This window comes from Bacillus sp. FSL L8-0199, assembly GCF_038005705.1.
Taxonomy (GTDB): Bacteria; Bacillota; Bacilli; order Bacillales; family Bacillaceae_G; genus Bacillus_A; species Bacillus_A cereus.
In genome coordinates this window covers 1477850-1502551 of record NZ_JBBOTS010000001.1, presented here as the reverse complement: position 1 = coordinate 1502551, position 24702 = coordinate 1477850, and the positions used below count along the sequence as shown (strand labels likewise).

Sequence of the window (24702 nt, the reverse complement as noted above, 5' to 3'; positions counted from 1 at the left end):
TACAGTTTTTATGGATAATTCAATCCTGAAAAGATACATGTTTTTTCAACGCATGTTAAAAAAGTCCAAGTTAATTTTTTCTGTAATCAATTTAACTATATAGTATAACTCTTAAACTAATGATGCAGGTTAATTGAGGAAAGTACTTAACAAAGGAGAATTGCAGATGTCTATGAACAGGTGGTTATTTCGATTCAGCAGTTTGCTTGTAATGATTGTATGGTGGATGTCTTTAGGATCCTCCCATGTATTTGCCTCAGTTCATGTCGTAACACAACCCACCGATTTAACGAAAGTGATTGAGGTTGAACTAAATGATGATTACTTTAATCCAAATGTCATCACGATTCCGCTTGAAGGATCAACAACATTACTATTGAAAAATAAAGGTAAAAACGAGCACACCTTTACAGTGAAAAAACTCGGTATTGACGTCGTAGTCCAGTCAGGAAAAGAAAAGAATATTACCGTGAAACCTAAAAATACTGGTACATATGAATTAATATGTCGATACCATCTTCTTAAAGGAATGGCAGGCAAAGTAATCGTCAAATAACATGCCAGGCCAACTCGACGGAAGCTATTTTGAAATGAACTTTAAATACGAAAAGAATTTATTATCATGTTACAAATTCAACTCAAAACTATTGAAATAAAAAGAAGTTCCAAAAGAGGAACTTCTTTTACTTAATTTCGATATCTGCAGAATGAATATGATGTACTTTTCCTTCATGGTCTTCTAGAAGCAATACACCATCCTCTGTAATTCCTTTTGCTACACCCGTAATCGTCTCTCTCATTGTTCGAGCGGTAATTTCTTTCCCGATGCTCACAGCGTAACTTTCCCAAAGAATTTTAATGACAGAGAAACCATTTTTTAAATATTCTTCATATAATTTTTCTAGTTGTAAATAGATTTGTTGCATAAGTTCTGCACGAACAATCGGCTTACCTGATTCAATCGCTAATGAAGTAGCGATGTGCTGAATTTCTTCATCAAAATGTTCTTGCTTTTGATTCGCATTAATACCGATGCCCATAATGACAGCATTAATTTTATCAGGATCCGCTTGCATTTCTGTTAATATACCTACAGCCTTTTTACCTTGAATTAAAATATCATTTGGCCATTTTATTCCTACGTTTACACCTGTACATTTTTCAATTGCCTGTGCAACACTAACAGCCGCTAACAAAGTAAGTTGCGGTGCATGATGAACTGGGATTGATGGGCGTAAAATAATACTCATCCAAATCCCTGTTCCTTTTGGTGAATGCCATTTTCTGCTTAAACGACCTCTTCCCGCTGTTTGTTCTTCTGCTACAACGACAGTTCCTTCTTCTGCACCTTCATAAGCAAGTTTTGCTGCAATGTGCTGCGTTGATTCAACAGTTTCTTCAAAATACACTGTTCTACCAATCCGCTTCGTTTGTAGCCCTAACTGAATTTCATTAGCAGTCACTTTGTCTGGCTTACTTGCAATTCGGTAACCTAATCGGCGCACAGCTTCAAGTTCATATCCCTCACTCCGCAGATCCTCCATATGTTTCCACACAGCAGTTCTTGAACAACCAAGTTTATCACTAATTGTTTGGCCGGATACAAACTCGCCATCCGCTTCAGAAAAAACTTGCAATAACTGCTTTCTTATAGTAGATTGCATCCTTGCAGCCACTCCCTTATACGCTCTTTCTCATTAACTACGTTTCCTTGTACGATTGCTTCTTCGATTTTCTGAAGCATTTCAGCAACCCACGGACCAGGCTTTTTGTTTGCCCAGTTTAATAAATCATTACCAGTCACATTCATTTCTTGACGCTCCTGGATTGGCAATGCATGAAACATTGATTGTACTCGTTCAATAGATGTAGGATTATAGCTTTCAATCATCGCTTCATATACTCTCTCTGCCATTTCAGCGATATGAATTCCCGTTTTATAAAGAAGGACTGTATCCCAATCCTTCTCCTTTCTAGTACGAATTGCCAATAAAACTGCAACAATATCTTTTATTTTTTTATTCGAAAACTTCCATTGACGTAAAAAGACAGATGGATGTTCTTCTCCGATACAATATAAGAAAAATGCCCACGCCTCAATATCCGTTTCGAAAGAATCCCATTTATACTGCGTAGCTTTTAACAGTCTCTCTTCTGACATTTGTAAATATGGCAAATGAGAAAATAGCTTCGTCTCTACTAATTCTTTGAGACCTTTCACACAATATGTACCAGTTAACAGTTTCTCAAACTCTACTGTAATACGCTCAATTGCTATATGTTCTAGCAAATGCCCATACGTTTCAATCGCTTGCTTCGTTTTCATTTCTAATGAAAAACCTAACGTGCTTACAAACCGAATACCACGCATCATTCGCAGGGCATCTTCTTGAAAACGATCCACAGCATTTCCAACTGTCACAATTTCTCTCTGTTGAATGGCTTCCTGTCCAGCAAATAAATCAACCATTTTGCCTTCTTCTGTCATAGCAATTGCATTCATCGTGAAATCACGACGTTTTAAATCCTCTTCTAATGAACGAACAAATTGAACACTACTAGGTCTTCGAAAATCTTCATATTCGCTTTCTGTTCGAAAAGTAGTTACCTCATAAGGCTCACCATTTTCTACAACAATTACAGTTCCATGCTCAAGACCAACAGGAACATTTCTTGGGAATATAGCCATCACTTCTTCTGGTAGAGCAGATGTCGCAATATCAATATCTCCAATCGGCCTATCGATAATAAGATCTCGTACGCTCCCACCAACAAAGTAAGCCTCATGTCCTTGTTGCTTTAATGTCTCAATAATAGAACTAGCTTTTTTAAATCTTTCCATTTTTGTCATCCCTTAGTACGTCATAGTAAATCGTTTCATATTGTGAAACAATTTTTTCTGAGCGAAATTGCTCATAAACACTTTCTCTTGCTCGTTCTCCCATATTACGGTGAAGTTCCTCGTCCTTTAATAGCTGAATAGCTTGATTTGCCACTCCTGTTGTATCGCCAACTTCACATAAATATCCTGTTTCCCCGTGTTGAATAACCTCTGGAATACCTCCAACCCGCGTTCCGATACAAGGTACACCACACGCCATTGCTTCTAATAAAACAAGACCAAAACTTTCCTTCTCTGATAGAAGCAACATTAAATCACTCATCGCAAGTAGTTCTGCAACATTATCTTGCTTCCCTAGGAATAAAACGCGATCTTCAATATGTAAATTCTTCACTATCTGTAAAATCGTACAGAATTCTGGTCCGTCTCCAACAAGAAGCAACTTCGCATCTACTTCTTTAACAATTTTAGCAAATGCCTGAACAACATCCTGCACACGTTTCACTTTACGGAAATTCGAAATATGAATAAGTACTTTTTCACTCTCACTTATACCATATTCTTTCTTTAATTGAGACATATTACGCTTGAAATATACACGTTCGTCTATAAAGTTATATACCGTTTGAATTTCTTTACTTGGTTTTACAAGCTCATGTGTTTCGTTAATTAATGAATGCGAGACAGCAGTAACAACATCCGATTGCTCAATACCAAAACGAATTAAATTATTTAACGAAGGGTCGGAACCTAACACAGTAATATCTGTTCCATGCAAGGTTGTGACAATTTTAATACGCTCTCCGATCATTTGTTTTGCTAAATATGCACAAATTGCATGTGGTATTGCGTAATGCACATGTAAAATGTCTAGGTTTTCTCTTTGTGCAACCTCGGCCATTTTACTTGCTAACGCTAAATCGTATGGTGGATATTGAAATACAGAGTATTGATTTACCGTCACTTCATGAAAATAAATGTTTGGATATACTTTATTTAATCGGAATGGTAAACCCGATGTAATAAAGTGAATTTCATGCCCACGTTCCGCCAATTGCTTTCCTAATTCTGTTCCAACAACTCCAGAACCACCTACAGAAGGATAACATGTAATACCTATTTTTAATTTCATTTACATCCCCCTAATAAATCAGCATGTAATAAAACCGGTTTCTTACTCATAAATCCCTCGGCATACAAGACTCCAACTTCTTTTCCAAACATCTTCTCACGAGCGATCACAGTTTCAACGTAACCTTCTGTTAACGGTGTCTTAACACCATCGCTCCCTGTTGAAAACTGACTTTCATACGCTTCTAATGCTTCTACCTTTATAGAGAGGTACTCACTTATATCTATACAAAAATTCGGTTTATGAAAACCATTAATCATATAATTATAAAAAGACTCCACACGATGTGGTGAAAGTTCCGGCATATATTTACGGATTCCTGCTGAAAAAATAGCCTCTTCCACAAGCTTTGCACAATTTGCATGATCTGGATGGCGATCTTCATAGTACGGCGCAAAAACTAGTTTTGGTTTATATGTACGGATCACCTTGACAATTTCACGTATATACTCTTCTTTCATATACAAACCACGGTCTGGCATCGCTAAATTCAGCCTCGTTTTTACTCCCATTATACGAGCTGCGACCTTCGCTTCTTCTTTTCTCAACTCTATCGTTCCATTTGAAGAAAGATCAGCTTCTGTTAAATCACAAATACCTACTTCATACCCTTGCTTTGTATATTTAGCGATGGTACCAGCCATGCCGATTTCAACATCATCGGCATGAGCACCAAACGCTAATATATGTAATCCACTCATAATTGTTCCCCTCATTTTCTTAACTTACGATAATCTAAATCTCCTCGCTCTAATGCGTGCATTAACATTTCAGCACTTGCCATATTCGTTGCAAGTGGAATCGCATATACATCACATAAACGAAGCAATGCATTCACATCCGGTTCATGCGGCTGTGCTGTTAATGGATCGCGGAAGAAAATCACCATATCTAAATCGTTCTTTGCAATCATTGCACCAATTTCTTGATCTCCACCAAGAGGGCCAGATTGATATCTTGTTACAACTAATCCAGTCGCTTCCATAATACGAAGCCCTGTCGTTCCTGTTGCAAATAATTCATGTTGTTCAAAAATTGGTTTATATGCGTATGCAAACGAAACCATATCATTTTTCTTTTTGTCATGTGCGATTAAGGCAATTTTCATCCGTTGTCTCCCCTTTAGTCGATAATATTTTCTAAACCGTACACAAGATGATCAAGGTTCATTACTGTCTCAATTGATAGTTTTACACCTGACATAAATGATGCACGATTGAATGAATCATGACGAACTGTTAACATTTGTCCATCTCCACCGAACATTACTTCTTGGTGTGCAATAAGCCCTGGCAAACGTACACTATGAATGTGAATACCGTCTACATTTGCACCACGTGCACCTGCTAGTTGCTCTACTTCATTTGGATGACCTTGCTGCTTTGATTCACGATTTTGACGAATTAACTCTACCGTTTTTACAGCTGTACCAGATGGTGCGTCTAATTTTTGATCATGATGTAATTCAATTACCTCAACATCTTGGAAATATTTCGCTGCCATTTGTGAGAATTTCATCATAAGAACTGCACCAATTGCAAAGTTTGGAGCAATAATTGTTCCTACTGCTTTTTCTTTTGCATTCTCTGTTAAACGTGCCAATTCTTCTTCTGTAAATCCAGTTGTACCAATAACCGAACGAAGTCCACGCTCAACTGCAAGTGTAACGTGTTGTTTCCCCACTTCTGGTGTTGTTAAATCTAACAACACATCTGCTTCTACTTCATCTAAACAAGTATGTAAATCAGCGTAAATCGGTGCATGTAATGCTGGCATGCCAGGTAAATCAGAAATCTTCTCACCACCATGCTTATAATCCACTGCTGCTACTAAATTAAAATGTTCCGTTCTTTCCATAAGAAGAACTGCTTCATGTCCCATACGTCCTCTTGGTCCGGCGATAATTACTTTAATTTCTTTCATTATTCTTTCTCTCCCTCATCAATACGTGTCCAGCGATCTTTATCACGTGTATTAAATTTATTCATTACAATGTTATGTGCTGTCTCTAAATCAATATTTAAACTATTTGCCATACAAATCATAACAAATAATACATCTCCAAGCTCTTCTTCAATACTTCTTTCTTTTTCAGTTGTTTTCTTCGGTTTCTCACCATAATAATGATTTACCTCTCTTGCAAGCTCTCCCATTTCTTCCGTTAAACGAGCCATCATTGCAAGCGGACTGAAATAACCTTCTTTAAACTGACCAATATATGCATCTACTTCTTTCTGCATATCTTTCATCGTTTTTGCTTCCATACTATTCACCTCTAATCCTTCCTCTTTCATGTTAGCCAATTCATCGCGATTTGACAAATATTATTCCCCGCCAAACACCTATTTGCGACCCATTTTTGGATAGACTATAATAAAGTGAAACTTCTTTTGCGTTTTTTTGCAAAAGATTAGTTGAACTAATCGGGTTCCTACGGCTGGTTCGCCTTTCTTCAGAGCTTTATCTCCTACCAGCCGTTGGTACGGGGTAAAGTGAAACTTCTTTTGCGCTTTTTTGCAAAAGATTAGTTGAACTAATCGGGTTCCTACGGCTGGTTTGCCTTTCTTCAGAGCTTTATCTCCTACCAGCCGTTGGTACGGGGTAAAGTGAAACTTCTTTTGCGCTTTTTGCAAAAGATTAGTTGAACTAATCGGGTTCCTACGGCTGGTTTGCCCCTCTTCTTTGCTTCATCTCCTACCAGCCGTTAGAGCGGGATAAAGTGAAACCTTCTTTTGTGCTTTTCGCAAAAGATCAGCCCACACCAATCAAATTCTTACTATTTTCACTAGCAACTAGAAATTACTTATTATTATGTTTTACTGTTTCAGCGGAGCAATGCAATCATTACATAATTAGGGGGATTTCTATATGACATCAAAATTGAAGATGCGAAATATTATTTTTATTTTAATCGGTTCCGCTATATTTTCTTTCGGTATTGTGAATATCAATATTGAAAACCACCTTGCAGAGGGTGGATTTACTGGTATTACACTATTATTGTATTTTTTATTTAAGTTTGATCCTTCCTACTCAAACTTAATTTTAAATATCCCTATATTTTTTATTGGTTGGAGGTTACTTGGCAGAACGACATTTTTATATACATTAATTGGCACCTTTAGCGTATCTTTATTTCTATGGATTTTCCAGCGTTACGAAGTACTCAACTTACATTTAAACTTGCAAAATGATATGACACTCGCAGCTTTATTCGCCGGGGCATTTATCGGTATCGGCCTTGGAATAATATTTAAATATGGCGGGACTACTGGCGGTGTAGATATTATCGCACGACTAGCTCACAAATATGTTGGCTGGAGTATGGGGAAAACAATGTTTATGTTTGATGCTATCGTTATCGTAGTCTCTATTCTTACCTATTTATCATACCGCGAGGGCATGTATACGCTAGTTGCTGTTTTTATCGGTGCTAAAGTCATTGATTTTATGCAAGAAGGAGCTTATGCTGCCAAAGGAGCGACTATTATCTCAGAGAAAAACGATGAAATTGCTGCCAAAATTTTATCTGAAATGGAGCGCGGAGCAACCTTTTTAAAAGCTGTTGGATCGTATACAAAAGTGGAACGTAACGTATTGTATTGCGTTGTTGCTAAAAATGAAATCGTGAAATTAAAGAATATCATTACTTCTGTAGATCCTCATGCTTTTGTCGCTGTAAGTGATGTACATGATGTAGTTGGTGAAGGATTTACGTTAGATGAAAATAAAAACCCTTTACATAATTAAATGTAACTAGAAAAGCGCCTTAGCTTTTCTAGTTTTTTATTACAAGTCTTTTAAGCTTCTCAAAATCCTCATGAATAAGCTCCAATAAACTCCGATTATAAAAAATGGAAGCTGGATGAAAAGTCGGAAAAACATGATATTCTTTCTCTGACCATGTAAACTCTGCACTTTGCATATCCTTTAATTTTTGAATGGGCTGTTTTAATAATTGCCCGTGTATATCTGTGATTTTTTTATTTTTTCCTGTTAAACGTTGAAGACCGATATTTCCAAGCGTGACGATAAGCTTCGGATGTATTTTCTCTAATTCATAATCTAACAAAGGCGCATGGGCAACTATTTCTCCCTGATTTGGCGTTCTATTATACTTTTTTTGTATGATTTCACCATTTCGTTCTTTTTTCTCTCGCCATTTATAAGGTCTACTTCGAACAGCGCTCGTAATATATACTTCTTCCCTTGTAACATCAATACGCTCTAAAAAATCCATTAATTGTTTTCCCGCCCTCCCGCTAAACGGAATCCCATTATGAATTTCTGTTTCACCAGGCGCTTCTCCTAACAACATAAATTTGGGATTTTCAGGACCTTGTCCACTTAAAAAACCTTCTAGTTGATAAGGAGCACTGCGCTCTTGCACTTGTTTTACTAAATGGTCTGGATATTTCATTTCCCCCCACCGCCTTTCCGCATTACTTCTATTATTTCTATTTGCAATACATTATATAATTCAATCTATACAATAAAAAAAGACTATCAAAATTGATAGTCTTTAGTCGTCGCTACGCTGCATACCAGTATACATTAATACGAGACGTAATAATTCAAATACCGCTACAGCTGCAGCTGCTACATATGTTAATGCTGCCGCATTTAATACTTTACGAGCTTGCCCATATTCATCTGTTGATACAATACCTAACGCTTCAATTTGTTGCATTGCGCGCTTTGACGCATCAAACTCAACTGGCAATGTAACGAGCTGGAACACAACACCTGCTGCCATTAAAATGATACCTAATAACAACAAACCAGACATTTGTGCAAATATACCGATTAGGACGAAAATCCAAGACATATTCGAACCAAAGTTTGCAACTGGCACTAACGAATGACGAACGCGCATAAATTTATAATCTTTTGCATCTTGAATTGCGTGTCCTACTTCGTGTGCTGCAACTGCTGTACCAGCAACTGAATGTCCATAATAGTTATCTGTTGATAATCGAACCGTCTTAGCGGTTGGATCATAATGGTCTGATAAATGACCTGGTGTTTCTTCTACAGCTACGTTGTATAATCCATTTTCATCTAAAATTTTTCGAGCCACTTCCGCTCCTGTCATACCTGATGTTGAATAAACTTGTGAATACTTGCTATAGGCACTACGTACTCTTGACTGTGCATACAACGGTATGATCATTATGATCGCGAAGTAAATTAAATAAAACATCATGAACCTCCATTGAAGTTTTAATTATAGTACTTCTCATTCTATTTTCTTCTGCCACTATTGTCAATGAATAAACCTTACAATCCATATCTTTATTTATTGCATTATCTATTTTTAGAATGTACATTACTTTTTCTTTTTTCTCTCTCTCCTTTATACTTTCTCCATCCAACATAAGTTAATGTGAATAAAATAAGTCCCCCAGTAATTGTCATAAACCAAATGAGAGAGGGTGCAATTTCATCTTTTTTTACTGTGTGAAATATCTTTTGCAAATCCCCTTTAATAATCCCTAATTGCATTTGGCCGCCTTTCGTTTTTAACATAACGTTACGAAATTCATCTAAATAAGATAAATGAACATTTACACGCTGAACCTCGTTTTCTGGCAAAGCAATCATTAAGCTTGGATAAATAATATTGAATTCATTTAAAAACGTATTTAACGTTTGTTGAAACTGCCCAGCATCTTCTTTTTCCATCGCTTTTTCCATTTGAGAAAAGGCATCCATTACTTTCCTTTCTCTTTCCATCCAAAGTGGTTGATATTTCGATACTTGTGCATCAACAGCAAGTTGTAATGCCAGCACATTATCAATTTTAGCTTGCTTACCTAAACCTTCTTCAGAGAGCGATTGTTGCGCCTTATCGTAAGCTAAAGAAATAACTCTAACTTGATCTGGTGTTACTTCCTGCTTCTTTTCATTCCCCTTTATTAAAAATTGCTCCGAGAAATGTTGTAATACTTGTACCGCTTTTTCATCTTCATTACGCTTCACTAACTGTAACGAGTCGTCTAACAACCCTGTTAGCTCATTCCACTCTTCAGCATATATACGTAACGGAAACATTATAATTAGAAATGCTATCAATCCAATTAATGTTCTCTTCATCCCGGTCCCCCCTATAACTACTAGTACAAAATATGTTAATTTGGACAAGAATAGAACAGAACTAGACCGAAAAATATATTATCATTTTACAAAGAAAAAAATTCTCTTTAAGCAGAGAATTTTTTCTGTGACATCCTTTTCTTTTTTACGAAATATCGATATAAACTGTAACAAAGTATACTACCACCTAAAATGAATAATAAAATAGCACACGCAGCATGCATAAAGAACTCTTCTGGTAACATTAATATAATTGGATCTTTTTCAGGATCAAAAACCCAATAATCATTACTAAATAAAAGTTTATGGAATAATACAAAACTCTTTTCAAAATTAATAGCAATTGGTAACATAAGCGCTATCGGAAAAATGATTGTTAAAATCGATCCATGCAGTAAAAACTTTTCATTTTTCTTTTTTAATAAATAAATTCCGCCTATCACTGCAATCATAATTGTCGCATACATCACATATTGAATCTTTACTAAAACATTTTTAACATCTACAAAATGAATACGGCCATTTGTGGACATATCTAATGTTGGCAAATGTAATGCTCCGTCATAAAACGGGGATAAATATGTAATAAGCACATCGTAATTTCTTTTAATTTCATCCTTCGTCATATCCGCTAAATCAGGAATATTTAAAAAATCAATTTCAAAATAATACAGCCATTTTCCATACACAACTGCCGTTGTTGCGAGTGCAAAAATAGAAAATGCTATGCTATATGAAACAACTAAAGTAATCAATCGATCCAATATTTTTGTACCACTCTTATTTTTCTCCATGTTCTCCCCCTAAATGTTCTAACCATCATAAAGAAAATTGTTTCCTTTGCTCACGTAAGCAACAATAATATGTAATACATAGTACAGCAATACTTAACCAAAACGTAAAATAACCAATTTCCTCTACAAACAAATGCATAATTCCATATCGCGGCATTTGCCAAAATAAATAATCAATTGCATCGTTATGCAACGTCCACACAGCTGCTACTATAAAATGCCATTTTTTTATACGATAGAATGGAGCATATAAAAATCCTTGTACTGCCATCGCAAAGTGCGAAAGCATTAACATGTAGCCCATAAGGCCAATAGGCCCTTTTACGTAAATCATAATCCCGTTTACAACAACAGCCCAAATACCATATTTTATTAAAGTTACAATCGCTAACGCTTCTATTAATCCCCAGTTTCTCTTTGCCAAAAAAGCAATTAAAACAAAGACAAAAAAGAGACTCGCCATAGGACTATCTGGTACAAACGGCCAAAATATAGGTGACGTTTCTTTCAATTGATTTCCGTACCATATAAATCCGTAAATTGTACCTAATATGTTAACAATTAATAAAAATAATAATACCGAGCGTTGTCTTAACATTGCATACAAGTACACCAATCCGTATGTCCAACACCTTTCAAGCAAAGTAATTCATTCATTAAATCCTACTCTATTATAACAAACTTCATCCAACTAAATAGAAAAGCTGACTACAAATTTTGTAGTCAGCTTTTTATTATTTTTTATTATACTTTGCAACGAATTCCGAAAGCTTCTTCAGTTCCTCATCCGTACCTTTAAATACACCTTTAGGCATTGAACCTTTTCCCTCTTTCGCAATTTTAGCAATTTCTTCTGGCTTTAAAGTTAAGTTTTGCAGTGCCGGTGCTGCTGCCCCGCCCTGTAAATTGTCACCATGACATGTTAAACAAGTATTTTTTTGCATTAATTTATAGCCATCATCATTTTTATCAACTGGCGCTGTTTTTACAATTGCTCCTTGTTTTTTTGCAGCTTCCCAGTCGTGGTGTGCTACAGATTCCCAAGTTAAAAAAATAATCGATGCAATTGCTAAAAGCATAAATCCAGTTGCCACAGGACGCTTCAATGGACGTCTTTCTGGACCTCGATCAAGAAATGGAGCTAACAGTAATGCTCCAAACGCAATCCCTGGCATAATAAATGCTCCAATTACAGTAAATGAACCGGAAGCATAAGAATACTTTAATAACTGATACAAGAATAAGAAATACCAATCTGGAAGTGGTATATATCCAGCATCAGTTGGGTCCGCCATTCTCTCAAGCGGCGACGGATGCGCCACTGTTAAACATAAATAACCGATTAAAAAAACTGCACCAACCATCCATTCTTTTAACAAGAAGTTCGGCCAAAATGCTTCTGTTTTCCCTGGGTATTCAGAATAGTCTTTTGGAATATTTGGTTTCCGAGCTACTGGTACCCGAGAATCTCCTACAAACTTCATCCCTTTGCCGCGATGCATAATCTCCCTCCTTTTGTTCTTTCCCCTTTAATTTAGCAATCTCTTATAGTGGACCGGAAATACCTTGTTTGCGAATCATGATGAAGTGGAAGGCCATTAAACCTAGAAGTGCTGCTGGTAAGAAGAAGACGTGAATAGCAAAGAAGCGAGTTAATGTTTGAGCGCCAACAATTTCGGAATGACCAGCGAGTAATGTTTTAATATAAGGACCAATGAGCGGTGTTTGCTCTGCAATTTGAATCCCTACTTTTGTAGCAAATAAAGCTTTCATATCCCACGGCAATAAATATCCGGTAAAACCAAGACCTAACATAACAAAGAAAATAAGAACACCAACAATCCAGTTTAACTCACGGGGCTTTTTATACGCACCTTGGAAGAAAACTCTGAGTGTATGTAAAAACATCATTACAATTACGAGACTAGCACCCCAGTGGTGCATACCACGAACAATTTGCCCATAAGCAACTTCATTTTGTAAATAGTAAACTGATTCCCAAGCATTTTTAATATCAGGCACATAATACATCGTCAAAAACATTCCAGATAAAATTTGAATTACAGTAACGAAAAAGGTAAGTCCTCCAAAGCAATAGACGAATGCAGAGAAGTGATGTGCCGGGTTTACATGTTCAGGTACTTCATGATCAGCGATATCACGCCATATTGGTGTAATATCCAATCTTTCATCCACCCAATCATAAATTTTATTTAACATCTACTTTGCACCCCCTCTTGGCTTCGCTTTTCCTAGATACAGCGTTCCATCTTTCACTTTAGACTCGTACACATCAAGCGGAGCAAGGGGTGGCGTACCTTTAATGTTAATCCCATCTTTTGTATAACGCCCCCCGTGACATGGGCAAAAGAATTGATTCGGATGTGCTTTGTCCGAATTCCAGTTAACTGTACATCCTAAATGTTTACATACTGGAGAGAACGCAACAATGTCTCCGCTTTCATCTTTATGAACCCAAGCCGATTTTGGTTCTTCAGACTTGTACCAACCATCAACCTGCTTCACTTTAAAATCGAAACGCTTCGGCTCTGTTGTAATATCCTTTACTTGCGCAACAGCAACCATATCTGTTCCCGCTTCTTTTCTTAACACCGGATCAAGCGCAAATCGCGTCATCGGCATTAAAATACCGGCAGCCATAAAGCCTCCTACCCCTGTGAGTGTGTAATTTAAAAATTGTCTTCTTGACACGCGATGTTCTTTGTCGCTCACGAAAATTTCCCCCCTCTATCAGAAATTGTCCCCTCGTGATAAATTATATAAAAAATAAAAACTAGGACACTATCATGATATAATACGCTCATGCACAGGTCAATATCATACTACTCATAATAATAAGAACTTTCTGTTTATTGCGAGTTTCCCCATTTCTCTTCCAACATCACCATTATATTTTTTATATGCGCATGAATAACTTCTCTTTTTGCTTGATCACTAAATTGTTCTAACGCTAATGAAGGAAACCAAAATAAATCTCCCTGTAACTCTTGCATATCCTCTTTCCATGAAAAATCACTTGTAACATAAGCAATATGCTTAAAACCTTCACTTCGTAAATGATTTGTCCATTCTTGCAAACGACCTTTTTCATTCTTTTGACTTTCTACCAAATACGTAAACGCAGGCAGTAAAAGCACTCTTCCTTTATACTCTCTTTCCAATTCCGTGCTCAACAATTCGATAAATTCGCCTTGTTCTACAACCATTTTCATTTCTTTTGCTGCCGAAATTGATAACAGCGGTATTACTCCTGTATCAACATACTCTCTTGCTTGCTCAAACTGTTCTACATCTTTTACAATCCACTTCAAATCCCTTCCCTCCTTCACTTACAAATGACAGAACTTTCACTTTATATATATTAAACCACACTAAAAGAGGTAAAAAAAGAAAAACTACCCAATATAGGTAGTTTTTCTTGATAAAAGTCTGAAATTTGTAAAAATTAATTAATCCAAATAAATTCTATAAAGTCTTTAACTCTGCCGTTAATCTATGAAACGCTTCCTTATCTTGCTTATCTAACGCTTCATCAATTTGTTTCAAAAGGCGTTCTCTCCTAAACGAAAATACACTTTCTTCCAAAAACCTTTCTGCAAGTAAACGATCTTTTTCATTTACTTCAATATGCTTTGGTAGATATGGGTTTTCTTCTAATACAGCTACATAATTCGCATTTTGAAACGATGATTTAAAGTTGAGTTGAATATAAATATCCTCATCTCGATTTAAACGAATATCATGAAACGATTTTTCAGCATCTGTTGTCATAACATTTTGTTTAAAAAAGTGAAACGGTGTGTCTTTCACACAATTCGCTGACATCACTAAGCCACGCGGACAATATTTTGCATGCTCTACGAAGTGGACTTTATGCATCAATTGGTCGTGACTCATTAAATAATTCAGAATCCATACACATTCACGCTGTTTCAGTTGGTAATTATTCAAAAACCATTTTACAAAATCCTTCTTCTCGTTTACAGAAACAGGGGTATTCATAGCAATTAAGTCCCTCCTCTGTCTTTCTCTTTTCTTTTTAGATTCAAGAAGCGGCATTCAGTTTCCTTCCAACTTATGAAAAATCCTCTAAATTATATAACAACTCTTCAATATGAATTTGTGTCGGGTCTAGTTGTAATAACTGGGTAAATACTTCTTTCGCCTCTTTTCGTTTTCCTTCTTCCAATAAGAAATAACCGTACTCTTCTAAGAAGTCTGGATGATTCTTAAAAGAAGTATATGCACTTTCATAGTGTTTTAATGCATCCGAATACATTTCTAATTGTTTTTTTGCATACGCAAGATCCCAAAGTAGTTGTGTATCTGGTTCTCCACTATCAATAGCACGCTCTACAATTGCAATTAACTCTTCGTACTTTTCTTGTTCTTTTAAGATATATGCATATTTTAATGTTGCACCTAAATGCCCTGGATCTAACTCAAGCGCTTTTTGAAGAACTTCCTCTGCTTCTACTATTTTTCCTAATTTCGCCGCAATGTTCGCTAACTCTACATAAAATGGAACTGAAAGCTCATCTACTTTAATTCCTTCATGAAGCGTTTCATAGCTTTCTTGAAGCATTCCTTCTTTTTCATAGCTTTTCGCTAAATACATGTACAGTGATGCGTACTCAGGGTCTAATTCTTTTAGTTCTTGCCAAGCACCAATTGCTCTCTGATATTCTTCACCTTGGTATAATGTAAAGGCATATCCAAATAATGAGTGAATATCTTTTTGTTCCTCTAGGCCTGCTTCATAATAAGAAATCGCTTCTTCCCAGTTTCCGATCGCGCTTAACGTTTCTGCGAGGCGAAGTGCGATCACAACACCACCCATTACTTTATGTTCCGCTAATAGCGATTCATAATAAGTAATTGCCTTTTGTTCTTCACCTTTACTACTATATAATTCTGCTAACCCAAACGTAATAACAGGTTCATCAGGCATCATTTCTTTCGCCTTTAATAGTTTTTGCTCTGCTACATCATCAAAACCTTGCATTTGGAATAAATCTGCAACAAGTAATAACGATTGAACATATAAATCGTCATTTTCTGGAATATCATGAAGCACTTCAATCGCTTCATCTTCTTTATCTAGATCAATATATAATTCTGCTAAAAATACAGTGAATTCACTTTCTTCTGGATACAGTAAACGTAAGTCTTCAGTAATTGCTAATGCCTCATCTGTAAATCCAAGCGTATGATAGTAACGAGCGATATCATACTTCTCTTCATCATTCGCAATTTTTAATTGTTCTTTTAATAATTGTAATCCTTTTTCCGCTTCACCATTTTCAATATATGAAACAGCTTGTTCAAACTTTTGCATAAACGTCTCCTTTAATTCTAAAAAATATTCTCTTCTGTTCATTTATCATAAGCAACTCACTGTTAGAACGCAACCTTTAGAATGAGCATGCTTCTTCTTATACTTCTTCTTACAGAGTAGTTAATTGTTCAAAAGGTTCGGATATGACACCGATACCTTATCATCATCTTCTATTGTACCGCTTTCTTTTATGACCGTGCAAATAACTTCTCTCACTAATTATCGAGCCATACAAACCGTGGTTTACAGAATAACTTAATTAGCAGTCTTCAACCTTTATTTTGAATGCGATAAAAAAGGCTCCTATACTAGGAGCCTTCACAATCTCTTAAGAATATGTTTCTTCTTTCTGTACTTGCTCATTTACAAGCTCTTTCAGCAACTCTATAATTTCATCATTTTCTTCCTTCAAACCGACAGTAATACGAATACCATCATCGATACCAAATGCAGCACCAGAACGAACGATATATCCTTTTTTCATTAATCGTTCAAAAGCTTCATTACCCGGTATACCAAGTTTTAAGAAAATGAAATTTGTTTGAGATGGATAATAGAATACGTTATATTCTTTACAAAATGCATAATACTGATTTAAACCTTCAGCATTCTTTTGCACACAATCTTGTAAAAAGGCTTGATCTTCTAATGCAGCGAGTGCTACAGATTGGGCTACAGTTGATGTATTGAATGGTAACCTAGCTACTTCTAGCTGTCCGATTAACTTCGCATCCCCAATCGCATATCCGATACGAAAAGCAGCTAAACCATATGCTTTTGAAAACGTGCGTAAAACCATAAGATTTTCATACTTTTCAAGAAGTGGTAATGTTTGCGGATAGTCTTCTGCTTCCGCGTATTCATAATATGCTTCGTCCATAATAACGAGAGCCGACTTAGGAACTGATTCTAAAAATGAAAGTAATTTTTGTTTCTCAACATATGTACCTGTTGGATTATTCGGATTACAAATCCATACAATTTTCGTTTTCTCATCTACTTGCTCTAGCATTGCATCTAAATCGTGAATACCATCTTTAAGTGATACTTCACGAACTTCTGCTCCTTCAATAACAGCATGGTGATGATATTGTGAAAACGTAGGATTCGCCATTACAACGTTTGTTCCTTCATGTAGTAACGCTCGGCTAATCATTTGAATGACTTCATCTAATCCACTACCAAATAGTAGTTGTTCTGCTTTTACACCTAAATGTTCCGCTACTTTTGTCCGAAGTTCAAAGGCATATCCATCTGGATAAAAGGCATATTGGCTCGCTAAAGAAGTTAATGCTTCTGTCACACGTGCTGAACAACCGAATGGATTTTCGTTGGATGCTAATTTCACAATTTTTGATAAACCATATTCTCTTTTTACTTCTTCAATGTTTTTCCCAGGCACATACGCTCTCAAAGTTAACAATTGCTCTTTCACTCTCATTTTTCTTCCCCCAGTCATTTCATTCAATTTGATTACAATACGGTTATAGCCCCTTACTGTAATCTTTTGTCATAACCGTCACTATTACGAGAATACCTCTAAATGAGCACTTCACAGCACTTCGCTATCATTTTAAACCATATCTTTTTGAAATGCCTCTAACGCAATATGAACAGTCTCATCTGAAATAGATACGACATTCACTACCCCATATTCCTGCATAAGCACCATATGAATTGCTCCTGCATTTGCTTTCTTATCTTGTTTCATCAATTGAACGAGGCGCTCTACATTCAAATCTCTTGGCATTTTTGGATAGCCGTATTTCAAGAACCACTGCTTCATATCTTCATAAGCAAGATCAACCTTGTACACTTGCTCACTTAAAAATATGGCGAATAACATTCCAACCGCTACACCGTCACCGTGAGTAATATTTCCATACCCTAGCTCTTTTTCAAGAGCATGTCCTAACGTATGTCCAAAGTTCAAATGAGCACGTACACCCTTCTCTGTTTCATCTTGTGACACAACATTTGCCTTTACAGGAATCGCCTTCGTTAATATATGGATTAACTTCTCATCATGAAGATCCGCTAATGTTTGCACTTCTTCTTTTAACCAATGGTATAGCTCCACATCACCGATAAGAGCATGCTTTATCACCTCTGCATAACCTGAACGCCACTCTTTTTCAGGAAGAGACTGTAAAAACGGTGTATGATATACAACTGCTTCTGGCTGATGGAATGCACCAATCATATTTTTACCTAACGGATGGTTAATCGCGACTTTCCCACCCACTGCGCTATCGTGCGCTAATAAAGTTGTCGGAACCTGCACAAAGCGAATACCACGCATAAACGATGCAGCAACAAAACCAGCTAAATCTCCAATCATTCCGCCTCCAAGTGCAAGAATTAAAGAATTTCTATCTAATTTATTTTCAAGAGCTGACGTATGAGCCGCATAGAAATTTTCGAAAGACTTCTCTTTTTCGCCACTTGGTACAACAAACGAAAACACGTGCTGCTCTACTTGTAATGCATCGATAACTGTCTGTAAATGTAGTGATGCAACAGCTTCATCTGAAATGATCATTACGTTAGATACCGCTGGCTGCATATTTTGAACGATCGTTGTTAAGTTTGACAACGCTTCTTTACCAACATGTACATCATATTCTTTTGATTTCGTTTGAATATGTATGTTTCCCATTAAAATCCCCTCGCATATTCATTATGTTTCTCAATATTTTCACGAATTAGTTCCATACGATCTAATCCGAATTGTTCTATTAAAGCTGTCGCTAATTCCCAAGCCACAACCGCTTCTGCAACGACACTAGCTGCTGGCACTGCACAACTATCTGAACGTTCAATGCTCGCTGTAAAAGGCTCTTTCGTATCAATATCTACACTTTGAAGAGGTTTATAAAGTGTAGGTATCGGTTTCATCACACCGCGCACAACAATTGGCATTCCAGTCGTCATACCGCCTTCTAGTCCACCTGCATTATTTGTTCTTCGTGTATATCCATGCTCCTCATCCCACAGAATTTCATCATGAACTTCACTTCCTGGTCTATGCGCTGCTTCAAAACCAATTCCAATCTCGACACCTTTAAAAGCATTAATACTCATAATTGCAGCTGCTAATTTCGCATCCAGTTTTCGATCATAATGCACGTAGCTACCTACTCCAATTGGCATCCCTTCCACAATTACTTCAACGATTCCACCGATTGAATCACCATTTGCTTTCGCATCATCAATTGCTTTCATCATTTGGTTACCAGCTTCTTCATCTAAGCAACGTACAGGAGATGCTTCTGTAATACTCTTTAATTCTTCAATTGAACTATACGTAATCTCCTTAGCTTGTACACCGCCAATTTCAATTACATGGCCCGCCACTTTAATACCAAGTTCTGCTAACACCTTTTTAGCAACCGCACCAGCAGCAACACGCACCGTCGTTTCGCGCGCTGACGAGCGTTCCAGTACATTCCTCATATCTCTATGACCATATTTAATCGCACCATTTAAATCAGCATGCCCAGGCCTTGGTTTTGTCACTTTCCTTTTCATCTCTTTTTCTTCTTGCTCAGTTAAAGGCTCCGCCCCCATAATTTTTGTCCAGTGTGCAAAATCACGATTTTCAACAACAAGTGCAATAGGGGAACCTAATGTTTCTCCATGTCTAACACCACTTAAAATTTGCACTTGATCCGTTTCAATTTGCATGCGTCTACCGCGCCCATATCCCTTTTGCCTTCTAGCTAACTCTTCGTTTATATCATCTGCTACTAAAGACAATCCTGCCGGAACACCTTCTATAATCGTTGTAAGTTGTGGACCATGAGATTCACCAGCTGTAATATATCGCATACGTTATTCCTCTTTTCGTATATGTATTTATCTCACTATATTAACTTTTATCATTCTAAAAATATTAAAGAAATTATATCATAAATCGACCATTTTCTTATTCTATATTTCCGATAGGCCTAATTTAAATATCAACATATCATAACAGCTCAAACTTCGTAACTAACTGAAAATAAAAAAAGTGCAAGAAGAATACCCCTATTCTCCTTGCACTTTTTACTATTATCACAGTGATTAAAGCGTTTACAAATTATTTCAAAATAATTAGTAAATCCATTCATTCATTAATTTTGAGTAGTCAACTAATTCTTCTTCTTTAAAGAAAATAGCAATCTCGCGCTCTGCGCTTTCTAAAGAATCAGAACCATGGATAATGTTTTTCGCAACAGTTACACCGAAATCTCCACGAATTGTTCCAGGAGCTGCTTCATGTGGTCTTGTTTTCCCCATCATGTTACGCGCTGTATCTACTACACCTTCACCTTGCCATACCATTGCGAACACAGGTCCAGATGTAATAAAGTCTACTAACTCACCAAAGAAAGGTTTTTCCTTATGCTCAGCGTAGTGTTGTCCAGCAATTTCCGGAGTGACTTGCATTAATTTTGCACCAACTAATTGAAAGCCTTTTTTCTCAAAACGAGCTACAATTTCCCCAATGAAGGCACGTTGTACACCGTCTGGTTTTACCATTAGAAATGTTTTTTCCATAAAAAATCTCTCCACTTCTGAATTATGTATGTAATTGTATATCCCCACACACATATTATCACCCTTATCACAATTGTGCAATAGTTTTGAAATAGAGAGATTATTTTATTTTTTAGAATAAACATTAAAATTTTCGTTTTCCAATATACTTTGCAACATTTTGTAATGCGTACTTTGCTTTTCCACGTGGAAGTGGTTTTATTATTTCTAAAGCTTTATGTAAATAACGTTCACTAAACGCAAATGCTTGATCAATTGCTGTACTATTTTTTACAGCATCAATAATTTCTTGCATTTCACTTGCTGTTGAATTTTCATGTACAGATGTGATTTTCTGACGAAGTACTGGATCTTCCATCGCATATAAAGCAGGAAGTGTAATATTCCCTTGTAGTAAATCTCCGCCAGCAGGTTTTCCAAGTTTCTCTTCTGTGGAAACGAAGTCTAAAATGTCATCAATAATTTGATAAGACATCCCTACAAAATACCCATACCAAAATAGACGATTTACCGTATCACGATTAGCACCAGCAGCAATCGCTCCCAATTGACAACTCGCGGCAATTAATAATGCTGTTTTTCGCTTTATTCTTCTTAAATACGTTCTTAAATTTTGGTCATAATTGTATTTATCTTTAATTTGTTCAATTTCACCTTTACAGACTTCTAAAATAGTATGTGATAACGCTTGATGCGCCTCTGGAATTTCGATATTTGTTATACATTCAAGAGACTTAGCGAACAGATAGTCCCCTGTATACATCGCAATACGATCTCCCCATTTCGCATTCACAGTCGCACTGCCGCGTCGTAAAAATGCAGCATCAATAACATCATCGTGAACAAGAGAAGCCATATGAATAAGTTCTAACGCAACAGCAACATGCTTAATCGCATCTAACTTATAATCTCCAAATTTCCCTGCAAGCAACACAAATACAGGACGAATTCGTTTCCCACCAGCTTCAATAAGCTGTAATGCTGCCTCTTCTACTAATGGCTGTTCAGAAGCGACTGTCTTTTTTAATTCTTTTTCTATCACATTAATATCCGATCGTAAAAAAGAGTACATAAGTTGTAACTTCATATTGTTCACCTTAACCTAAAACTTCTTTTTTCTATTTTGATTCTGGTTTAATACCTAAATGCATCGCTGCTACCCCGAAAGTAAATGGTTTCACTTGCACACGTTCAAGTCCAGCTTGCTCAAACATTTGAGCCAATTCTTTCATCCCTGGGAACGTACTAGCAGATTCTTGAAGCCATGAATATTCTTTATAACTTTTCGCAAACATCTTTCCAAATAACGGCATGATATATTTAAAGTATAAAATATACCCTTGTCGAAAACCAATCATTGTTGGTTGAGATGTTTCTAAACAGATTACTTTTCCACCTGGTTTTACTACACGTGTCATTTCTTTTAATACGTGCATATAATCCGGTACGTTACGTAAACCAAACCCAATCGTCACATAATCAAACGTATTATCTTCAAACGGAAGTTCCATTGCATTCCCATGTAGAAGTTCTACTTGTTTTAATTGTAACGCCTCTACCTTTTGCTTACCGACAGATAACATATTTTCACTGAAATCTAAGCCAACAACCTTTCCTTGTTCACCTACGGCTTCAGCTAGCGCAATTGTCCAATCTGCGGTTCCACAGCATACATCAAGCGCTTGACTACCTGGTTGTACATCCATAATTCGCATCGTTTCTTTACGCCACGCTTTATGTCTTTGAAAACTAATTACAGAATTCATCACATCGTATTTATCAGAAATCTTTTCAAATACGTCATGTACTCTTTCTTCTTTTGATTGTTGCATGCTCGTACCTTCTTCCAATGTAAAATTGCTTATGTCTTCTATTTATTCCTTAACACAGAATTTATTTCATTTATGTCTGTGTGATTTTCTAAAAATTGTTTTTCTTTCTTTCTCAATTCCTTCATCCAACCATTAATCACTACTTCTGCTTTATCCCCTAAAGCATCTTGCATAGCTTGAAAAACAGGTGAATGTTGCTTATCAGCATACAATTGAATTTCTTTTTGAAGGCGATTTCCACCTAATACGTATGTAATAAATGGCTTCCAATGTGATAAATGAAAATGATCACATGTTTTTTGAAGGAGCGCAGACTCAATCGCTACTACGCTTTTCATTATGTCATCCGTCGTTTCATGCGCTTTTTGGTATAACATAATTTTGTGTTCATTTATCTCTTTAATTCCTTCAGCAAGTGCACGAATTAAAACAATATCACGATTCATAGACAATAAATAATAATATAGTCCACTATAGTAATCGCCTGCAAGTACTGTTAATTGACGACATTTATGGAATTCAATCTCTTCCTCGCCTGCTTTATTTGATACCCTTTCATGCGTATCAAGCGCAATTTGTACAAGCATAATTGTTACTACGTAATGCTCAATTTGTTCTATATGTAAGTTTGCACTCTTTAAAGCACCATATAACAATGCTATCTTTTCTTCATCAATAAATGGTTCTTCAATATAGTTTATAAAGTAAGGATGGCGTAATTTCTCCATCAATTTTTCTTTTATACCCGCATACCCTCCGTAGATGTCACACACAAAAAATCACCCTTGTTTTCTAATTCATAAAACTTATTATAACACATACACTCTATTTTCTATAACCAAAACTTGGCTACACCTACCATTCATGTAAGCAATCTTTCTAATCTCACTCTGTCTAGTTAAAACTATATCATTTATTTACTAAAAAAAAAAAAGAAAAGCAGTTTCCCGCTTTTCTTTACTTCGTTTTAATAAACGATAAAATTTCACTGCGCGCTGCAGCATCATTTTCAAGCACACCACGCACTGCTGTCGTTACTGTTTTCGCACCTGGTTTTTTTACACCACGCATCGTCATACACATATGTTCTGCTTCTACTACTACCATTACACCATGAGGCTCTAGTACTTCCATAATAGAGTTCGCTACTGTTGATGTAATACGTTCTTGCAGTTGTGGGCGACGTGCAATTGTATCTACGGTACGAGCTAATTTACTTAACCCTGTCACCTTTCCACCTTGCGGAATATATGCAACGTGAGCAACTCCATAGAATGGAACTAAATGATGCTCACACATCGAATAAAATGGTATATCTTTTACTAGTACAAGCTCTTCGTGATCTTCTCCGAATACTTTATGCAAATGCTCTTTCGGATCTTCATGCATACCTGAGAACACTTCTGCGTACATTTTTGCAACACGCTTTGGTGTATCAAGTACTCCCTCACGATTTGGGTCATCCCCAATCGCCTCTAAAATAAGGCGTACTGCATGTTCAATTTGTTCTAAATTAACTTTTGCCATCCGCTAGCCCTCCCGAAAACCTAAAAGTGATACGAACACATTCTAGCATATTTATGTTTTTAAAAGCAAAAAGAAGAGTTCCCAAAAAGGAAACTCTTCTTCCCTGTTAATATGTAAGGATTATTTAACCGCATCTTTTAACGCTTTACCAGGTTTGAATGCAGGTACTTTACTTGCAGCGATTTCAATCTCCTCACCTGTTTGTGGGTTACGACCTTTACGAGCCGCACGCTCACGAACTTCGAAGTTACCGAATCCGATCAGTTGTACTTTATCACCTTGTTTTAAAGCTTCTAAGATAGAATCAAAAACAGCGTCTACTGCTTTTGTTGCGTCCTTTTTAGAAAGGGAACTTGCTTCTGCAACAGCATTGATTAAATCTGTCTTGTTCATGCCATTCACCTCCTCCCAAAGATAAGACTGTATAATGATCATAAAATGAGTCTTACTTTCATTTGTAGGCAATTTTTGCAAATTCTATACTACAAAGATGTAGATAAATCATTATCAACGCCTATATTATACGATTCTCCTTTATAATTCAATATTTTTAAGGAAATTGTTACTCTGAAAATGTG

29 protein-coding genes are annotated in these 24702 nt (G+C 36.4%); 2 read left to right on the top strand and 27 right to left on the bottom strand.

Features of this window, described 5'->3' with window-relative positions; genetic code table 11:
* Positions 1-166 precede the first annotated feature (166 nt).
* A complete protein-coding gene (locus NST86_RS07890) occupies positions 167-556 on the top strand; it encodes a cupredoxin domain-containing protein (protein WP_016117491.1) in 390 nt (129 codons plus the stop codon).
* A 127-nt stretch (positions 557-683) separates the two neighbouring features.
* On the opposite strand, the gene NST86_RS07885 is transcribed toward NST86_RS07890, so the two are convergent.
* Genes NST86_RS07885 through NST86_RS07855 form a run of 7 tightly spaced genes read right to left on the bottom strand, consistent with a single transcriptional unit; the run spans position 684 to position 6238 of the window.
* Entirely contained in the window at positions 684-1664 is a 981-nt protein-coding gene (locus tag NST86_RS07885; protein ID WP_016117490.1) for a biotin--[acetyl-CoA-carboxylase] ligase, read from the bottom strand.
* Positions 1649-2842, bottom strand: a complete 1194-nt coding sequence (locus NST86_RS07880; RefSeq protein ID WP_086423868.1) for a CCA tRNA nucleotidyltransferase — start codon at positions 2840-2842, stop codon at positions 1649-1651. The genes NST86_RS07885 and NST86_RS07880 overlap by 16 nt, the downstream gene beginning before the upstream one ends.
* The gene (gene bshA / locus NST86_RS07875) at positions 2829-3974 is read right to left on the bottom strand and encodes an N-acetyl-alpha-D-glucosaminyl L-malate synthase BshA (RefSeq protein ID WP_000768305.1); all 1146 of its coding nucleotides are present in this window, start codon (positions 3972-3974) and stop codon (positions 2829-2831) included. Before bshA ends, NST86_RS07880 begins: the two co-directional genes overlap by 14 nt.
* Positions 3971-4675 (bottom strand): bacillithiol biosynthesis deacetylase BshB1, encoded by a 705-nt coding sequence (gene bshB1, locus NST86_RS07870; RefSeq protein ID WP_000015673.1) that lies wholly within the window; start codon positions 4673-4675, stop codon positions 3971-3973. The genes bshA and bshB1 overlap by 4 nt, the downstream gene beginning before the upstream one ends.
* Positions 4676-4686: 11 nt before the next feature.
* Positions 4687-5082, bottom strand: coding sequence for a methylglyoxal synthase (mgsA, locus tag NST86_RS07865; protein ID WP_000684765.1), 396 nt, complete (start codon positions 5080-5082; stop codon positions 4687-4689).
* A gap of 14 nt (positions 5083-5096) precedes the next feature.
* Complete coding sequence (gene dapB, locus NST86_RS07860) at positions 5097-5897, bottom strand: dihydrodipicolinate reductase (protein WP_000658810.1); 801 nt, start codon at positions 5895-5897, stop codon at positions 5097-5099.
* Positions 5897-6238, bottom strand: a complete 342-nt coding sequence (locus NST86_RS07855) for a nucleotide pyrophosphohydrolase (RefSeq protein ID WP_002108639.1) — start codon at positions 6236-6238, stop codon at positions 5897-5899. The genes dapB and NST86_RS07855 overlap by 1 nt, the downstream gene beginning before the upstream one ends.
* Before the next feature lie 604 nt (positions 6239-6842).
* Between NST86_RS07855 and NST86_RS07850 the strand changes: the two genes are divergently transcribed.
* Positions 6843-7724 (top strand): YitT family protein, encoded by an 882-nt coding sequence (locus NST86_RS07850; protein WP_086423867.1) that lies wholly within the window; start codon positions 6843-6845, stop codon positions 7722-7724.
* 28 nt (positions 7725-7752) lie between these two features.
* Here NST86_RS07850 and NST86_RS07845 read toward each other — a convergent pair whose 3' ends face one another.
* From NST86_RS07845 to NST86_RS07750, 20 genes are all read right to left on the bottom strand, one after another.
* Complete coding sequence (locus tag NST86_RS07845) at positions 7753-8394, bottom strand: uracil-DNA glycosylase (protein ID WP_016117488.1); 642 nt, start codon at positions 8392-8394, stop codon at positions 7753-7755.
* 102 nt (positions 8395-8496) lie between these two features.
* Positions 8497-9180: a zinc metallopeptidase gene (locus NST86_RS07840; RefSeq protein ID WP_058839490.1), complete on the bottom strand. Its 684-nt coding sequence runs from the start codon at positions 9178-9180 to the stop codon at positions 8497-8499.
* A 101-nt stretch (positions 9181-9281) separates the two neighbouring features.
* Positions 9282-10070, bottom strand: coding sequence for a sporulation protein YpjB (gene ypjB, locus NST86_RS07835; RefSeq protein WP_000831584.1), 789 nt, complete (start codon positions 10068-10070; stop codon positions 9282-9284).
* 107 nt (positions 10071-10177) lie between these two features.
* Positions 10178-10864: a lipoprotein intramolecular transacylase Lit gene (gene lit, locus NST86_RS07830; RefSeq protein WP_086423866.1), complete on the bottom strand. Its 687-nt coding sequence runs from the start codon at positions 10862-10864 to the stop codon at positions 10178-10180.
* Positions 10865-10889: 25 nt separating this feature from the next.
* Positions 10890-11480, bottom strand: coding sequence for a DUF1405 domain-containing protein (locus NST86_RS07825; protein WP_025967075.1), 591 nt, complete (start codon positions 11478-11480; stop codon positions 10890-10892).
* 118 nt (positions 11481-11598) lie between these two features.
* Positions 11599-12366 carry a menaquinol-cytochrome c reductase cytochrome b/c subunit gene (gene qcrC / locus NST86_RS07820; RefSeq protein WP_000554603.1) on the bottom strand — a complete coding sequence of 256 codons (768 nt, stop codon included), beginning with the start codon at positions 12364-12366 and terminating at the stop codon, positions 11599-11601.
* 43 nt (positions 12367-12409) lie between these two features.
* Positions 12410-13084 (bottom strand): menaquinol-cytochrome c reductase cytochrome b subunit, encoded by a 675-nt coding sequence (gene qcrB / locus NST86_RS07815; protein ID WP_000932700.1) that lies wholly within the window; start codon positions 13082-13084, stop codon positions 12410-12412.
* Positions 13085-13597 (bottom strand): menaquinol-cytochrome c reductase iron-sulfur subunit, encoded by a 513-nt coding sequence (qcrA, locus tag NST86_RS07810; protein WP_001280593.1) that lies wholly within the window; start codon positions 13595-13597, stop codon positions 13085-13087.
* A 137-nt stretch (positions 13598-13734) separates the two neighbouring features.
* On the bottom strand, positions 13735-14196 hold the full coding sequence (locus NST86_RS07805; RefSeq protein ID WP_000871314.1) for a YpiF family protein: 462 nt from the start codon (positions 14194-14196) through the stop codon (positions 13735-13737).
* Positions 14197-14350: 154 nt separating this feature from the next.
* Positions 14351-14887, bottom strand: coding sequence for a ReoY family proteolytic degradation factor (locus tag NST86_RS07800; RefSeq protein ID WP_001095925.1), 537 nt, complete (start codon positions 14885-14887; stop codon positions 14351-14353).
* A gap of 73 nt (positions 14888-14960) precedes the next feature.
* Positions 14961-16223 carry a tetratricopeptide repeat protein gene (locus NST86_RS07795; protein ID WP_001168671.1) on the bottom strand — a complete coding sequence of 421 codons (1263 nt, stop codon included), beginning with the start codon at positions 16221-16223 and terminating at the stop codon, positions 14961-14963.
* 328 nt (positions 16224-16551) lie between these two features.
* Positions 16552-17664 carry a histidinol-phosphate transaminase gene (hisC, locus tag NST86_RS07790; protein WP_340933459.1) on the bottom strand — a complete coding sequence of 371 codons (1113 nt, stop codon included), beginning with the start codon at positions 17662-17664 and terminating at the stop codon, positions 16552-16554.
* Between the two features lie 132 nt (positions 17665-17796).
* A complete protein-coding gene (gene aroB, locus NST86_RS07785) occupies positions 17797-18882 on the bottom strand; it encodes a 3-dehydroquinate synthase (RefSeq protein WP_000526812.1) in 1086 nt (361 codons plus the stop codon).
* The gene (gene aroC / locus NST86_RS07780; RefSeq protein ID WP_001269386.1) at positions 18882-20054 is read right to left on the bottom strand and encodes a chorismate synthase; all 1173 of its coding nucleotides are present in this window, start codon (positions 20052-20054) and stop codon (positions 18882-18884) included. Before aroC ends, aroB begins: the two co-directional genes overlap by 1 nt.
* Positions 20055-20318: 264 nt before the next feature.
* Positions 20319-20765: a nucleoside-diphosphate kinase gene (ndk, locus tag NST86_RS07775; RefSeq protein ID WP_000415883.1), complete on the bottom strand. Its 447-nt coding sequence runs from the start codon at positions 20763-20765 to the stop codon at positions 20319-20321.
* Positions 20766-20889: 124 nt separating this feature from the next.
* Positions 20890-21852: a heptaprenyl diphosphate synthase component II gene (hepT, locus tag NST86_RS07770; RefSeq protein WP_000776077.1), complete on the bottom strand. Its 963-nt coding sequence runs from the start codon at positions 21850-21852 to the stop codon at positions 20890-20892.
* A gap of 31 nt (positions 21853-21883) precedes the next feature.
* Complete coding sequence (gene menG, locus NST86_RS07765) at positions 21884-22597, bottom strand: 2-heptaprenyl-1,4-naphthoquinone methyltransferase (RefSeq protein WP_086423865.1); 714 nt, start codon at positions 22595-22597, stop codon at positions 21884-21886.
* A gap of 38 nt (positions 22598-22635) precedes the next feature.
* A complete protein-coding gene (locus tag NST86_RS07760) occupies positions 22636-23370 on the bottom strand; it encodes a heptaprenyl diphosphate synthase component 1 (protein WP_000332850.1) in 735 nt (244 codons plus the stop codon).
* A gap of 184 nt (positions 23371-23554) precedes the next feature.
* Positions 23555-24124 carry a GTP cyclohydrolase I FolE gene (gene folE / locus NST86_RS07755; protein WP_001151482.1) on the bottom strand — a complete coding sequence of 190 codons (570 nt, stop codon included), beginning with the start codon at positions 24122-24124 and terminating at the stop codon, positions 23555-23557.
* Positions 24125-24244: 120 nt separating this feature from the next.
* Positions 24245-24517, bottom strand: a complete 273-nt coding sequence (locus NST86_RS07750) for an HU family DNA-binding protein (RefSeq protein WP_001043860.1) — start codon at positions 24515-24517, stop codon at positions 24245-24247.
* Positions 24518-24702: the final 185 nt, after the last annotated feature.